This window comes from Desulfoplanes sp. (genome assembly GCF_054921335.1).
The window spans coordinates 1-14185 of record NZ_JBUDSQ010000069.1; the positions used below are offsets into that span (position 1 = coordinate 1).

The following is a 14185-nucleotide window of genomic DNA, read 5'->3' on the forward strand; positions in this document are numbered from 1 at the left end:
TTATATTTTTACAATGTGGAGAGCAAAAAAACTCATCGTATCGGTCCGTCGAACACCCGGGAAAAAATCATCTCTTCCTGACGCAGATAGTAGGAGGGATCGAAAACCCTATCCATGGTCTCGGTTGACAGGAGTCCCTGTATGGCCGGGTCCCGGCGCACGGTTTCAGGAAAGGAGACTTTGTTCTGCCAGCAGTGCATGGCCAGTTTCTGGACCATCTCGTACCCCTTCTGCCGTTCAAGGCCGGCATCCACCAGGGCCAGCAGAACCCGCTGAGAGAAGTAGATATCAAAGGAGCCATGGAGGTTGCGGTCCATGTTTTCGGGAATGATCCGCAGGTTGGTCACCAGGGTGTTCAACCGGTGGAGCATATAGTCGATCAATATGGTAGAATCGGGCATGATTACCCGCTCCACAGAAGAATGGCTGATGTCCCGTTCGTGCCACAGTCCGGTGTTCTCCATGGCACTGACACTGTTGGTCCGGATCAACCGGGCCAGCCCGCACAGGTTTTCCGCGGAAATGGGATTCTTTTTGTGCGGCATGGCCGAAGATCCCTTCTGCCCCTTGGCAAACCCTTCCTCGACCTCCAGAACTTCCGTACGCTGCAGGTGTCTGAGCTCGATGCATAGCCGCTCTATACCTCCGGCAATGAGGGCCAGTCCGGTGAAGTACTGGGCATACCGGTCCCGCTGGACGATCTGGGTGGAGATGGGATCGACGTGCAAACCGAGGAGGCCACAGGCGATGGACTCGACTCCGGGTTCCAATTGGGCATAGGTGCCCACGGCCCCGGATATCTTGCCCACACGGATGTTTTCCAGGGCATCGAGCCACCGTTTTTGGTGCCGTTTGAATTCAGCATAGAACCCGGCCATCTTCAGACCGAAACTGGTGGGTTCGGCATGGATGCCGTGCGTCCGGCCCATGACCATGCGCCCCTTGCCCGCCATGGCCTTGTCCTTCAGAGTGGCCAGGACCATGTCCAGATCCTGCGCGATCCTTTCTCCGGCCCGGACCAGGAGAACCCCATTGGCCGTGTCCACGATATCCGACGAGGTACACCCGAGATGGATGAACCTGGACGCCGGCCCAACATTTTCTTCTACTGCGGTCAGAAAGGCTATCACGTCGTGTTTGGTCACCTTTTCAAGTTCCAGAATCCGGTCGATATCGAAATCCGCATTGTCACGGATGGTTTGCATTTCGGATTCGGGGATTCTTCCCAGACGTGTCCATGCCTCACAGACGGCAACCTCCACTTCCAACCAGACCCTGAATTTATTCTCCAGTGTCCACAGGGAACTCATTTCCTCACGACTATACCGATCTATCATTAGCTATCCATTGGGTTGTCGAGCCATGCTACCCATGACTCCCTTCACATCAAAAAAAGGGCAGCCGGAGCTGCCCAAGCCCGCTATGGGCAAAAAATACATTGTCGCTCGAGGAAGCGCATTCGGCCATGGATATTCCTGGAGTAGAGGACAGCTCTTTGGTGCATTCCGGAAGAATGGTGGAAATCGCGATCACAGCCGGCATTGTTCCTTGATGCCCCTTATTTCTTGGCCGCCTCCTTGGCTTCCTTGATACGCTGTTTTAGACGTTTTGCTCTGCGCTGACGACGACGGTCGAGTTCCTTTTTGCGTTCAATCTTTTTGTGGGCCATAGTAGATATATCCTCCTGTGTATCTATTTTCTGGAATGGAAAAAATGTTCCTAACCAAAGAGGGGAACGTTTGTCCAGTGTTTACGGTCTAGGGAATGGTCACCAATGCGTAGTTACGGGTACCCATGTTCAGCGATTGGGCATGTTCCAGGAGATGGGTACCGTCGACATGGGGATGTATGGCGGCAAATTTGTCATCCCCGGGGAGGGTTCCCTGGGGGAGGCAACTCTGCGTGAGCGCTGGGGCCTGGTTGACCAGATCGACGCAGGCCTGGTCCAGTGCGACAGGATCGTAGGATGCGGCAATACCGAGGTCGGGACAAATGGAGGCATCCGAATAGCCGGTGCAATCACAGCCGGGACTGACCTGCGTGATGAACGAAATATGCAGACAGGGCCGCTTTTTGGTCCCGACCACTGTGGCGGCATACTCGGCCATGCGCTCCAAGAAAACCGGGATATCAACGGTCCAGTCCACGGAGAGCCCCTGGTGCCTGCATACGGACAAACACGAGGCACACCCCACACATTTTTTTGGATCCAGCCCGATGGTTCCATTGTCGTCAAGAAACAGCGCCCCGGGTGCGCATACCTCGACACACGCTCCGCATCCCACGCAATGTTCCGTATGGAGTTTCGGGCCCATGCCGCAGTGCTGCTGCATCTTGCCCTTGCGCGTCGCTCCCCCCATACCCAGATTCTTGATGGCCCCGCCGAACCCGGCCAGATCATGCCCCTTGAAGTGGTTGAGGGTTACGAGGAGATCAGCGTCCACGATATCTCCGGCCAGAAAACAGGTGGAGAAATGGTTCCCCCTGGATGGGATTTCCCGTTCGTTTCCGCTTTTGAGGCCATCGGCGATAATCACCGGTGCGCCGGTGACATGGGGAGTGAATCCGTGTTTTTCAGCACGGAGGTGATGGGACACGGATTCACCCCGTTCACCGATATACAGGGTGTTTGTGTCTGTCAGAAAGGGGGTTGCTCCGGCCTTGCGGACGAATTCGACGACGGGAGCGGTCAGAAGGGGGGAGATGAACCCTGTGGTTCCGGCCTCTCCAAAATGGATCTTCAGAGCGGTCAGATCCCCGGAATGGATGTGTTTGCCAAGTCCCACGGTCTTGAGGAGTTTTTTCATTTTTAGGTGGAAAGGCATTTTTCGGCTTGTACGGAGACTCCAGAAAAAAACGTGACTGGTCATAAATACACCTGATGGTCTATAGGGATGGTAAGCTATCTGGATATTCGGTTACGGAACATTATGGTTATTATAAAAAAGATCTTTTGATAATAATAAATAATTAGTGGTGTATGTTTGTTCCTAACTCAAATAACTAATTGCCATGAATGGATTTTTTACGGTATTTTTTAGAAACGATCAAGGAACCTATCGACATTTTTTTACGTACATTGGATCAAACAACATAAGGGAACATGATGATGAACAAAATTATCCACAGGATGTTCGTAAAAAAATAACATGTTGGAATCATATATTATTATTTTTAATAGATCCATTTGATCACCCCGGCTGGAACGGATAAACCAACACGAACCTGAAAGACGACGCCTTGGGAACGGAAAAGATTTTTTCCGGGACTTTTATCGGAGGAGATATGAACACATTCACGATGGTCAGACCCGAGCATCTCAATCACCACGGATATCTGTTCGGGGGGAGTATGCTCAAGTGGGTTGATGAGTATGCCTGGTTGGTGGCGGCCAGGGATTTTCCCGGCTGCACCCTTGTCACACGGGGCATGGACCGGATCGTTTTTTCTAAACAGGTCAGAAATGGTTCCATCCTGCGTTTTTCGATCCTTCCCTGGAAACAGGGGAGGACCTCGGTGACCTATTCGGTCGAGGTCTATGCGGACAGTCCGGGGGCGAGCAATGAAGAACAGGTCTTTTCCACCCATGTCACCTTTGTCCGGGTCGCGGAAGATGGTCACAAGTCCCCGCTCCCGGAGCGCGAAACCTACAGGTCCATGGAAACGGTATGAGCGGATCGTTTGTCGACTGGCTGGGGTCGAACATCAGAGTCGGCGGCAGGACCGTTCATGGGCGGCTGGCTCTGGCCCCCATGTCCAAACTCGGCCATGTCGCGTTCAGGGAACTGGTTGCCGGGTATGGCGGGTATGGACTTCTGTTCACGGAAATGTGCAGTGCCCGGGCACTGCCTTCGGCCAACCCGGGGGTTTCTCCGTGTTTCACGTGGCGGAAGGAGGAACTTGACCGGCTGGTCTGCCAGATTTTCGGTTCTGACCCCCAAGACATGGCCGTAGCGGCACGGCGGATCGAGCAGGAAGGATTTTTTGGGGTGGACATGAATATGGGATGCTCCGTTTCCGGTATCTGTAAGCATGGGTGTGGGGCGGCTCTGCTCAAAAATCCGGATCTGGCCGTTGCCATGGTGCGGGAGGTCAAACGATCGGTGTCTATTCCGGTATTTGTCAAGTACAGGACCGGCTGGAGGGATGATCCCGGTTGTGCTGTGGACCTGGCCAAGAGGTTCGAGGATGCCGGGGCCGATTGTCTGACCTTCCATCCCCGGGTGGCCCCTGACAGACGGTCACGTCCCCCAAAGTGGGAGTACATCGCCCGGGTCAAACAGGGGGTGTGTATCCCGGTGCTGGGCAACGGGAACGTGTTCACCTTTGATGATTGCAGGGCTATGGTCGAACAGACCGGGTGCGACGGTGTGGCCCTGGGAAGGATGGCCATTGCAAGGCCGTGGATTTTTGCCGAGTGGACCGGCAGGCTCGGACCGGCGGGTCCCGAGCTTTTCAAACAGGCCGCCCTGGTCCTCGTGGATCTTCTTGAACGCCATTTTGGTCCGCGCATGGGGTTCCGGTACTTTAAGAAATATTCCCAGTATCTGGCCGCCAATTTTGTCTATGGCCACACCATGTGGCCGGATCTGTGGAAAGGGGAGAGCCTGGAAGCGGTCCGGAAAAACATCGCGGAGTGTCTTGATCCGTGTCCCCCTCTATCCTCTCGACCGAGTATATATATGTTCACGACATGATATCTCGGATAGGTCGGGTTGTTTTTGGTTGCAGCGGATCGTTATGGTGGGCCCCATCCGGACTGACATGGTTGTGTCACCATCGCGTCTGTATGGTTCACCCGGTGGTTGTCCTTTCCAGGATCCACCCCTGTGGACTGGGATTATGTGCGGTGCAGACTGAACTGCATTCTGCCGATGTTGGTGAACTGGGTGGCTGCATTGGTGATGGCTTGCTTGTGGACCTCCAGCGCCTGTTTTCCCGAATCGATAATTTCCGGAATCGTGTTTTTTCCAGAAACACGGTTTCCCGGGATGTAGATGGTCATGATCTCGAAGTCGTGCAGGTCGATGGCCTGGAATTGTTGCGCCTTGAACAGGCTTTTTCGGAATGTGCTGACCACGTTCATGTAGCACTGGCTGAGTCCGCCGGGTAGTGGGGAGAAGTCGTCTTCCACGTAGATGCCCACGATGAGATCCATACCCCGGTTCACGGCCTCCATGATGGGCAGTGGAGCGGAGTAGGACCCGTCCACGAGCAGCCGGTTGCCCTTGCGCAGAGGCGGCATGAGTGGAAAATGGGAAGAAGTGGCGTAGACGGCCTGGCTCACCGGGCCGTCCTCCAGACAGAAGGGGTCACCATTCTGTATATCCACCGTCTGGATGACCACCTTGGGATTCAGGTCTTCGAGCTGCAGATCATTGAAAATCCGTTCATAGACACGCTGCTGTTTGGATGGATTGTACAGACCCGAGCCGAGTTTGAAACTTTCCGGCCGCTGATCCATGAGACCTGTCAGGACCCTATTGTTCGTCGCGGTCGTGTTCCGTGCCTCCTGAACGCTGCAGAACCCTTTTTCCACCTGGGGCATGGAATATCCCGCCCCTAGAAAGGCGGCAATCAGTCCCCCCCCTCCGCATCCGATCACCAGATCCGGGGAAAGTCCGTTTTGCTGCATGAATTCTATGGCCGGAAGCGCGGCCAGGGCCTTGAGGCCTTCCGAGCCGATGACCAGTCCTATCTTGGGGCGTTGTTCCATGTTTTTTACCGGTTGTAGGAGGAACACTGGGGAACATCCAGACAAGCATATCCTTTGCCGGACTCTTGCTTTGAATGTGAAAAATTGCTAACTATTCAGATGTATTATTCATGAATCGCGCGCTAAAGAAATGTAAGAGAGTTACTAAGCTGGTAGTTACCAGGTAGGTCTCTTGTTTCTTATATTGCTAACATCCTCCAATTTTTTGGATTCTACGATGTCGTTACACCAAAATTTTGACATGAATAGTTACAAAAATCGTATCCAAGCACAGGGATATAGGCAAGTAAAAAAGAAAAAACCTGGGATAGCAAGCCATTGGCAGTCGTTCCAAACCCAAGCCGGGATTTTTCCGTTGTGCACCCGGGTGTGGGATTTTTTGGGAGTATATGGCGTGGATACGGTCCATACCCGGCAGGATGGGTTGATGGTGGCGTCCGGTCGTGCAATCAGTTGGTGCAAACAAGGAGAAGACCATGGAAAAAAAGGATCATGGAAGTGCGTTGGTGCTTGGCGTTTGTCTGGTCATCGGTCTGTGCGGGTTGGGATATCTGCTGGGGAATTCCGCCCTGAAGATCAAGGAATTCGAGCGCACCGTCCGGGTCAAGGGGCTTTCCGAACGGGAGTACAAGTCCGACGTGGTCATCTGGCCCATCCAGTTCACCGAGGCGAGCAATGATCTGGAGGGATTGTACGGGTCCCTGGAAGCGGGCACGGACATGATCACCAATTTTTTGCAGGCCAAAGGGGTCAAAAGTGGGGATATTTCCCTGTCCGCCCCATCCATTACGGACAAGTCGGCCCAGAGCTACAATGATTCCAGGCGGGCACCGTTCCGGTACACCGCTGTGCAGAATGTGACCGTGTACTCCCACGATGTGTCCCTGGTCAGGTCGTTGATGACCAAGCTCGGGGAACTGGGCAAAAAAGGGATCGTATTCACTGGCGGTGGGTATAATTACCAGACCGAATATTTATTCACCCAGCTCAATGAGATTAAACCGGACATGATCAAGGAGGCGACTACCAAGGCCCGGGAAGTGGCCCGGAAGTTTGCCGAGGATTCCAAGAGCCGGCTCGGCAAGATCAAACGGGCCTCACAGGGGCAGTTTTCCATCACCTCCCGGGATCGGAACAACCCGCACATCAAGAAGGTTCGGGTTGTCTCCACGGTGGAGTACTATCTTTCGGATTGATTGGATGTATTGATAACAAGGATGGGTGATGCGGCATTTGCCCCCGGTTTTTCTCCTTACGGATTTCGGCACCCGTGATCCGTATGCGGCCCAGATGAAGGCGGTCATTCTGAGCCATGCTCCAGGTGCGACCATTGTCGACTACAGCCATCATGTCCGTCCTTTTGATATCCTGCAGGCAGGTTTTTTGCTTTGGTCCGGATACTCGTATTTTCCGCAAGGAAGCGTTATTGTCGGTGTGGTGGATCCCGGCGTGGGGACGGACAGGCGGATCCTCCTCGTGGAGTATGCCGGCAGGATCGTCATAGCGCCGGACAATGGACTGACCGGATTGCTGCTTCCCGACGACGGCTGCGGGGTCAGGGTTTTGGCGGTCCATGTGGATCAGGCCGTGACGAGCCGGACCTTTCACGGCAGGGATGTCTTTGCTCCTCTGGCGGCCCGGGTGATCTGCGGCGAACCTCTCGAGGTTTTGGGGGAAGAGATATCGCCCCTGTCACTTGTGCGTGCGACCTGGGCCGATCCAGACAGACAGGGGAACATGATACGGACCCATGTTCTGCATGTGGACGGTTTTGGGAATTGTCTGCTCGGTCTTGGAATTGATGCGTGGAAATCTGTTTTGGGGAAGAGGCGGGGGATGGTTGTGCAGCCGTGGGGGCGGGATGTGATGCCGGTCTGCGCCTATGGGGAATTGGAAGCCGGCCAGATAGGCATCCTTGCAGGCAGCCAGGGAGTGTATGAACTCTGTCTGCGCGGAAACAATGCGGCCCTGGAGCTTGGGATAAAGGCAGGTGATCGGGTGGATCTGATGGTGGTGGAGAAATCCCCCATCCCGTAGGGGCAGCCCTTGCGGGTGCCCTTTTGGCACGCATATGCTATCAGTCTATGCTACGTCATCAGGATACTCGACATATTCCAGGCACAATCCCTGTGCCGGTGCCGTGGCCGGTGCCTGTGATCGATCCCTGGCCTCGAGAATTTCCCGGGCCTGGTCGGGATGCAATTTGCCCCGCCCCACCCCATAGAGCAAACCGACCATGTTTCTGACCATCTGTTTGAGAAATCCGGTGGCGGAAAAGGTCCATATCTGTTCGTGGGCATTGATTCCCGGGGACCGTTCGATCCGGGTCACCGTGCGTACAGAGGATTTAACATCCGTGCCGATGTTTTGAAAGCTCTTGAAATCATGCTCGCCCATCAGGCAGGCAGCGGCCGTGTCCATGGCTTCAAAATCCAATGGTCCGGTCTTCCAGACGTAGCGCCTGCGCTGGGGCAGGACATAGTCCGGGTTGGTCCACATGGTGTAGGAATAGGTCTTGGAGAGGCAGGAATACCGGGCATGGAAGTCGAAGGTCACGTCCCTGACATCCACAATCCGGACGGACTGCGGGAGCATGGCATTTAAGGCCTTGTGCCAGGGAATATGGGTCCGGTCCTCGGGGATATCCACATGGGCCACCTGTCCCAGGGCATGGACGCCGGAATCGGTTCTTCCCGAAGCAAAAATACGCGTGGGTTTTGCGCAAAGCACCGAGAGATGCTTTTCCAGGCACTCCTGAATAGTGGGCTGGCCGTTCTGGATCTGCCACCCGCAAAAATCGGTGCCCTCATAGGCAAGGGTCAGGCGTATTCGAGGCATAGGGGGTATGAGTGCGCAGTGCACAGTACGCCGTGCGCAGGAAAAACATGGATAGCATAATAGTATGTAATATACTTCATAATCATCTAATAATAAATAAATATAACAGTATTACCACAAAAAAACTTCATCACTATGGATCTGTAACTGATTATATACTATTTATATATATGTTCTAGAACTCTCTCACTGCGCAATGAGCCCTGCGTACTGCGCACTGTATTCTATTCCTTTTCACTGATTTCTTTCAAAGTTCTCGCATAGGCCGCAAACACGTCCTCTCTGGCCAGGTGTCCCATGATTTTTCTATGGTCTTCGTAGTCGACCACCGGGATCTGTCCGTATCCGGAATCCACGAATTGCATGAGCGCGGTATACAGGTCGTCATCCGGGTGGAGAATGACCGGTTTGCCGGCCACGTCCTTGGCTACCAGGAGATCGGACAGGCTGTCCTCGAACAGGACCTTGCGCAGATTCTGCACAGGGAGAATGCCGGTTATATGGTCTTCATGGTTGCGTACCGGGAAATAGAGCTCATTGGTATTGGCGATGATGTCCGTAATTGCGCAAAAGGAGGTACCTTCCTCCAGGGTGGTCACCAGCCCGGGCTTGTAGAAATTCTTGACCTGTAGGTCCTCGAGCAGATTGATCGTCGCGTCCTGGATATGGGCCGGGGATTCGAATTTGTTGTCCACCTGGTTTTCGTACAGGGAAAAATTTCTGGCTAGAACGATGCAAATGGCCGAGCCAAGCATGAGCGGTGCCAGCAGGCCATATCCCTTGGTCAGCTCGCAGACCATGATCAACGGGCCTATGGGCGCGTTGGCCACCCCGGCAAAGAACGAGGCCATACCCACGAGTACGTAAGCTCCCGGCTGGGTGACAATGGCCGGGATATAGGCATGGGCCGTGAATCCCACCACTCCGCCGGTCAGACCACCCGCGAACAGGGCCGGGGCAAACATGCCCCCGCTGATTCCCGATCCAAGAACAATGGCCGTTGCAATGGCCTTGCCCACGATGATCGCCAGCATCGTCCCGACGGTCAGTTTACCCAGGATGGCCAGCTCCAGCCAGCCGTAGCCTCCACAAAGCATCTGGGGAAAGGCCCAGCCGATGAGCCCCATGAGCAGCCCGGCAAATCCCATGGTCCAGACGAAGCCGAGTCTGTCGGTCATGGGCCAGAATATCTTGTATTTGACCGTGGTGAAGGTCTTGATCCAGAACCATCCGGAGGCTGCGCATGCAACGGCCAGGATGGCGTAGAACGGGAGCTCTCTGGGGTCGGTGAACGTGAAATGGGGAATGCCGAAGATGGGTTCCGTGCCGAAAACCAGGGTGAACAGGGAATAGGAGACCACCGAAGAGATGACCGCGGGCAAGATGGCCTCGGCCTCGAAGTCTTCCCTGTAGATGACCTCTACCGCGGTCAGCGCTCCACCCAGAGGTGCCCTGAATATGGCCCCGAGCCCCCCGGCCGCCCCGGCCAGAAGCAGGATCCTGCGTTCCTTGGCCGAGAGTTTGAATTTCTGGGCTATCCATGATCCGCAGCCCGCCCCGAGCAGGGAAATGGGGCCTTCGCGACCGGCGCTGCCACCCGTGGCAATGTTTAACACCGCGATCCCGGCCTTGATCAACGGGACAATGGGCCGCATGAGACCTGACTGTTGATGGAAATTCTTGATCATCGCATCGGTCCCGTCGGTTCCGCTGTGTCGGGTGTCTGCGAGATATTTCCAGGTCAGCCAGCCGGAAAGCAAACCCACCAGGGTGGTGAAAACCGGGATGAGCCAGGGACGGTAACCGCCGCCATGGGCGGCGTGGAAAATTTCTTCACCGGCCGGTGCGGGGAGAATGAGTCCGGCGGCCTTGTGCAGGAGAAGATATTTGATCCCTTCAATGGAGAAAAAAAAGATGATAGCACCGATACCGGAAAGAATCCCTACAAGCACGCCCAGAATGAGCCAGCGGGCGTTGGTGATTGAGGTATAGGTCCGGGCGGCTTCATTCCAAATTTTTACGAACGGCTTTACAACAAAAGAGGGCATGGTGGTTTGGATGTGGAGGGATTAGAGGGGGCGTGCCTCGGGTGATGTGAGGATGGTCTTTGCGATGTTCTTGTCCTTTGTGATTTGGCCCTTGAGTTCGTCCAGGCCGGAAAATTTCTTTTCCGATCTGAGACGTTGGACAAAATGGACAAAAATATTTCGGTCGTACAGATCGCCCTTGAAATCCATGATATGGACCTCAACGGAGAGTACGTCATTGCCGAATGTCGGATTGTATCCGATATTTGCAACCGCGGGAAGGATGGCTCCCTGAACCTCGGCCCAGACAGCGTAGACCCCGGTCTTGGGAAAGAGTTCGTCGGTCAGATGGATGTTCGCGGTCGGGAAACCAAGCATGGGGCCTCCCCGCTTCATCCCATGGACCACTTTGCCGGCAACCCGGTAGAAACGGCCCAGAAGGGGACGCGCCTCCCAAACCTGTCCAGCCTCCACGAGATCCCTGATCCGGGTCGAACTGACAATGACCCCGTCCACGAGCACGGGATCGAGCTGTTCGACGTCAAAGCCATAGACACGGCCCAGCTGACTCAGCAACTCGTAATTGCCCGCCCGGCCTTTGCCGAACGCGTAATCGTACCCAATGATGAGCTTGCGGGTCTTTAGTGTTTCCACAAGATATCGGGATACAAATCTTTCGGGGGCTAATGCGGCCATTGCGTTGTTGAATTCCAGGCACAGGGTATAATCCAGCCCCATTCCTTCCAACAGTTCGAGTTTCTGGCCGATCAGGGTAATTAATGGCGGGTTGGAGTTCCCTGTGAACAGCCGTAAGGGATGTGGTTCGAAAGTGACGGCGACACTTGCGAGGCCGAATGTCCGGGCCTGAGAAACGGTTTTTTCAAGGAGGGTCCGATGACCGAGATGGACCCCGTCAAAGTTGCCGATGGTCACGCATGACCCGGTAATTCTTGGGGCTATCTCTTTAGCGTTGTGCGATATTAGCATGATTCCATAGGCTCCTCGAAAAAATGAAGCACTGGATCTATCCCAAAAAGGTGCGGGGTTCAAGGGAACCAACGCACGCAAATTTTGCAAAGGGGTGAAAAAAAGCTTGCCAAGGAATCGGGTTATGGATAGAAAGCCTCTTCGTTGATGCCGAAGTGGTGGAATTGGTAGACACGCTAGGTTCAGGGTCTAGTGGGTTCACGCCCGTGGGAGTTCGAGTCTCCCCTTCGGCACCATGGCTATGAAGGCCCTTATGGAACATTCCATAAGGGCCTTTTTGGTTTGGTAGGCAACTATTTGGATACAATGGACATTCGTGAACACCGAAGCCTCTCAGGAGTATCGCGTTGATATACATTCCCCAGGGATTGGACATTGTTTATGCCGATCGCAAGATTGTTGTGGTCAACAAACCGAGCGGTCTGCTCTCCGTACCGGGCAGGGGACCGGACAACCAGGACTGCGTGGTCAGCCGGGTCAGGGAAATGTTCCCGGAATCGCGTCGGTTTCCCTCTGTCCACCGGCTTGATATGGACACCTCCGGCCTCATGGTTCTGGGGATCACGGCCCGGGCCAACCGGGAGCTCTGTACGCAGTTCCAGCAGCGGGAAGTGGACAAGAAATACATCGGGCTTCTGGACGGACTGGTTGCAAAATCAGAAGGCTTGATCGATCTTCCTTTGCGTATGGACATGTTCAACCGGCCCTATCAGATCTATGATCCCATCCACGGCAAACGTGCCCTGACCCGGTGGCGAAGACTCGGGGTCGAGAATGGCAAAACCCGGGTCGAATTCGTCCTTCTCACCGGAAGAACCCATCAGCTGCGGGTGCACAGCGCCCATCCTCTGGGACTCGGCTGCCCCCTGGTCGGCGACCGCCTCTATGGAACAGGTACGGGTCCCGGCCAGCTTGCACTCCATGCGGGGTATCTGTGTTTTACCCACCCCAAGACCAAAAAAGTCATGGAATTTGTGACTGAACCGCTTTTTTGACGGTTTTTGTTTTCCGTAATCCTGACTTTTTGGGAGTCCATCCCGGATGGACTCCCAAAAAGTCAGGATCCACTGAGGCTGAAACAAAAAAAGGCGCCCCTTCTTGTGAAGGGGCGCCTTTTGAGATCACAGTATCTGCTGACAGCTAGACGATTGTGACGTTTGCTGCTGCGGGACCCTTGGGACCCTGTTCGATTTCAAAGCTGACCCTCTCGCCTTCCTTGAGGGACTTGAAACCACCGCTGTTGATAGCGGAATAATGAACGAATACGTCAGGACCACCGTCCTGCTCGATGAAGCCGAAACCCTTGCTGTCATTAAACCATTTTACTGTTCCATCTGCCATTGTGACTACTCCTTGTAAAAAAATTGTACTGGGTGCATCTTGTTTCTAACATCAGGTGGAGCCACAATGAAAAATGGAGCTTTCCTTCTGTAACGAAACCCAACCGCCACCGTGGCGATTGTTTGCTGCAGAACCCTCAATCCATGAGAACGGCGGGCAAGTCAAGCATTATCTGTAAAAAATTAAAAAAAGAATTATTCTGGATTCATCACGGGGCGACCATAATGGGGTCAAAGACATGCCCGCACAAACATTTCCCTCCTTCCCGAGTGATTTCAAAGGTATTTTCCACCCCGACCATGCCCAGCCCATGTATGCCGATCTTGGGTTCCAGGGCCATGGTCATGCCTTCTTCAAGGGGTTCGTCAAAGCCCCTGGCGATGACCGGGAACTCGTCAATGGCCAGACCGATGCCGTGGCCGATGAAACGTACCTTGTTCCTGCCAAGGCCCATGAAACCTTCCATATGCCCTTCGTCTTCGGCCCGCTTCCAGCATTTTTCGAAAAGTTCCTCTGGGATGGCCCCTGGACGCAACCGCTCGGCGATCCGGGTCTGGATGTCCAGACAGAAATCCTGGGCCTTGCGGGCATAGTCCGGGATGGTGGCATTTTTCGACCAGTACACCTGGGTCTTGTCCGAGTGGTAGCCGTCCACACAGAACCCGCAGTCCAGCGTCAGGGGCTGGTCCTGATCCCACAGGGTCTTTGCATCACCCATGTGCGGGATGACCGGATGGGTGCCTCGCAAGCCCACCGGCCCGTTGAACACGCTGGGATAATTCCCGCTGTCCCCGGCGGCCACGTGGCCCAGAAAGACCTCTTCCCCGAAATGTTCCATACGCATCAGCCCGCAATGACCATGGGCCAGGAAGATCTCCCATATTTTCAGACTGATCTCCCGCTCGGTCATTCCCGGGTGGATATGTTCGGGCAGAATGTCGCACAGACAGTGGTTGTGCAGTTCTCCGGCCTTGCGCATCTTGATCAGTTCCCAGTTCGTCTTGACGGCCCGGGTTCTGGCCAGAAGTCCGTCGCCGGGAACAAGGGTCTTGTCCGCGAGGTGTTTCTGCAGGGAGCGTCCCAGGGACCAGGGCAGACCAGCCATGTCCACGGCCACCGTGTCTCCCATGGGTATGTCGAATTCACGGGTGATGTTTTCGAGCTGGGAGAAAGAGCGGTATTCACCAATACCGGTCAGGGGAGAATCGAGCCTGGCCCGTTCGATCCCCTTGCGGCAGAGAAGAATGGGCTCACCTTCCCGGGGCACCCAGACCAG

Annotated in this window: 14 protein-coding genes and 1 tRNA gene; 6 read left to right on the plus strand and 9 right to left on the minus strand. The window is 54.6% G+C overall.

Going from position 1 to position 14185, the window contains the following annotated elements; all coding sequences use genetic code 11:
• Positions 1-32 precede the first annotated feature (32 nt).
• The 3 genes from purB to ACY692_RS11985 all read right to left on the minus strand — a co-directional run bounded on the left by purB (position 33) and on the right by ACY692_RS11985 (position 2807).
• Positions 33-1337, minus strand: coding sequence for an adenylosuccinate lyase (gene purB, locus ACY692_RS11975; RefSeq protein WP_462325604.1), 1305 nt, complete (start codon positions 1335-1337; stop codon positions 33-35).
• 49 nt (positions 1338-1386) lie between these two features.
• A complete protein-coding gene (locus tag ACY692_RS11980; RefSeq protein WP_462325605.1) occupies positions 1387-1533 on the minus strand; it encodes a hypothetical protein in 147 nt (48 codons plus the stop codon).
• Between the two features lie 224 nt (positions 1534-1757).
• Positions 1758-2807, minus strand: a complete 1050-nt coding sequence (locus ACY692_RS11985; protein WP_462325606.1) for a DUF362 domain-containing protein — start codon at positions 2805-2807, stop codon at positions 1758-1760.
• Positions 2808-3285: 478 nt separating this feature from the next.
• On the opposite strand from ACY692_RS11985, the gene ACY692_RS11990 reads away from it, so the two are divergent.
• Entirely contained in the window at positions 3286-3672 is a 387-nt protein-coding gene (locus ACY692_RS11990) for an acyl-CoA thioesterase (RefSeq protein WP_462325607.1), read from the plus strand.
• Positions 3669-4697, plus strand: coding sequence for a tRNA dihydrouridine synthase (locus ACY692_RS11995; RefSeq protein WP_462325608.1), 1029 nt, complete (start codon positions 3669-3671; stop codon positions 4695-4697). The genes ACY692_RS11990 and ACY692_RS11995 overlap by 4 nt, the downstream gene beginning before the upstream one ends.
• 143 nt (positions 4698-4840) lie before the next feature.
• Here the strand turns inward: ACY692_RS11995 and ACY692_RS12000 are convergent, their stop codons facing one another.
• Positions 4841-5716, minus strand: a complete 876-nt coding sequence (locus tag ACY692_RS12000) for a patatin-like phospholipase family protein (RefSeq protein WP_462325609.1) — start codon at positions 5714-5716, stop codon at positions 4841-4843.
• 476 nt (positions 5717-6192) lie between these two features.
• Between ACY692_RS12000 and ACY692_RS12005 the strand changes: the two genes are divergently transcribed.
• A complete protein-coding gene (locus ACY692_RS12005; protein WP_462325610.1) occupies positions 6193-6912 on the plus strand; it encodes an SIMPL domain-containing protein in 720 nt (239 codons plus the stop codon).
• A 28-nt stretch (positions 6913-6940) separates the two neighbouring features.
• The gene (locus tag ACY692_RS12010; protein WP_462325611.1) at positions 6941-7753 is read left to right on the plus strand and encodes an SAM hydrolase/SAM-dependent halogenase family protein; all 813 of its coding nucleotides are present in this window, start codon (positions 6941-6943) and stop codon (positions 7751-7753) included.
• Positions 7754-7798: 45 nt separating this feature from the next.
• On the opposite strand, the gene truA is transcribed toward ACY692_RS12010, so the two are convergent.
• The 3 genes from truA to ACY692_RS12025 form a co-directional block, all read right to left on the minus strand.
• On the minus strand, positions 7799-8554 hold the full coding sequence (gene truA, locus ACY692_RS12015; protein ID WP_462325612.1) for a tRNA pseudouridine(38-40) synthase TruA: 756 nt from the start codon (positions 8552-8554) through the stop codon (positions 7799-7801).
• 224 nt (positions 8555-8778) lie between these two features.
• Positions 8779-10602: a chloride channel protein gene (locus ACY692_RS12020; RefSeq protein WP_462325613.1), complete on the minus strand. Its 1824-nt coding sequence runs from the start codon at positions 10600-10602 to the stop codon at positions 8779-8781.
• A 21-nt stretch (positions 10603-10623) separates the two neighbouring features.
• On the minus strand, positions 10624-11568 hold the full coding sequence (locus ACY692_RS12025; protein ID WP_462325614.1) for a bifunctional riboflavin kinase/FAD synthetase: 945 nt from the start codon (positions 11566-11568) through the stop codon (positions 10624-10626).
• Positions 11569-11717: 149 nt separating this feature from the next.
• Between ACY692_RS12025 and ACY692_RS12030 the strand changes: the two genes are divergently transcribed.
• Both ACY692_RS12030 and ACY692_RS12035 read left to right on the plus strand, forming a co-directional pair.
• Positions 11718-11804, plus strand: a tRNA-Leu gene (locus tag ACY692_RS12030).
• Positions 11805-11915: 111 nt separating this feature from the next.
• Positions 11916-12563 (plus strand): RluA family pseudouridine synthase, encoded by a 648-nt coding sequence (locus tag ACY692_RS12035; protein WP_462325615.1) that lies wholly within the window; start codon positions 11916-11918, stop codon positions 12561-12563.
• A 145-nt stretch (positions 12564-12708) separates the two neighbouring features.
• Here the strand turns inward: ACY692_RS12035 and ACY692_RS12040 are convergent, their stop codons facing one another.
• Together ACY692_RS12040 and ACY692_RS12045 are read right to left on the minus strand one after the other, a co-directional pair.
• Entirely contained in the window at positions 12709-12909 is a 201-nt protein-coding gene (locus ACY692_RS12040; RefSeq protein ID WP_462325616.1) for a cold-shock protein, read from the minus strand.
• Positions 12910-13117: 208 nt separating this feature from the next.
• On the minus strand, positions 13118-14185 hold a 1068-nt coding region (locus tag ACY692_RS12045), incomplete at its 5' end, for a M24 family metallopeptidase (RefSeq protein WP_462325617.1).

Bases quoted from the DNA above. Each gene is read 5' to 3' on its own strand.
- ACY692_RS12010 (WP_462325611.1), top strand. From the start codon at position 6,941: ATGCGGCATTTGCCCCCGGTTTTTCTCCTTACGGATTTCGGCACCCGT.
- ACY692_RS11985 (WP_462325606.1), bottom strand. From the start codon at position 2,807: ATGAAAAAACTCCTCAAGACCGTGGGACTTGGCAAACACATCCATTCC.
- ACY692_RS12000 (WP_462325609.1), bottom strand. From the start codon at position 5,716: ATGGAACAACGCCCCAAGATAGGACTGGTCATCGGCTCGGAAGGCCTC.
- ACY692_RS11995 (WP_462325608.1), top strand. From the start codon at position 3,669: ATGAGCGGATCGTTTGTCGACTGGCTGGGGTCGAACATCAGAGTCGGC.
- ACY692_RS12025 (WP_462325614.1), bottom strand. From the start codon at position 11,568: ATGCTAATATCGCACAACGCTAAAGAGATAGCCCCAAGAATTACCGGG.
- truA (WP_462325612.1), bottom strand. From the start codon at position 8,554: ATGCCTCGAATACGCCTGACCCTTGCCTATGAGGGCACCGATTTTTGC.
- ACY692_RS11990 (WP_462325607.1), top strand. From the start codon at position 3,286: ATGAACACATTCACGATGGTCAGACCCGAGCATCTCAATCACCACGGA.
- ACY692_RS12040 (WP_462325616.1), bottom strand. From the start codon at position 12,909: ATGGCAGATGGAACAGTAAAATGGTTTAATGACAGCAAGGGTTTCGGC.
- ACY692_RS12005 (WP_462325610.1), top strand. From the start codon at position 6,193: ATGGAAAAAAAGGATCATGGAAGTGCGTTGGTGCTTGGCGTTTGTCTG.
- ACY692_RS12020 (WP_462325613.1), bottom strand. From the start codon at position 10,602: ATGCCCTCTTTTGTTGTAAAGCCGTTCGTAAAAATTTGGAATGAAGCC.
- purB (WP_462325604.1), bottom strand. From the start codon at position 1,337: ATGATAGATCGGTATAGTCGTGAGGAAATGAGTTCCCTGTGGACACTG.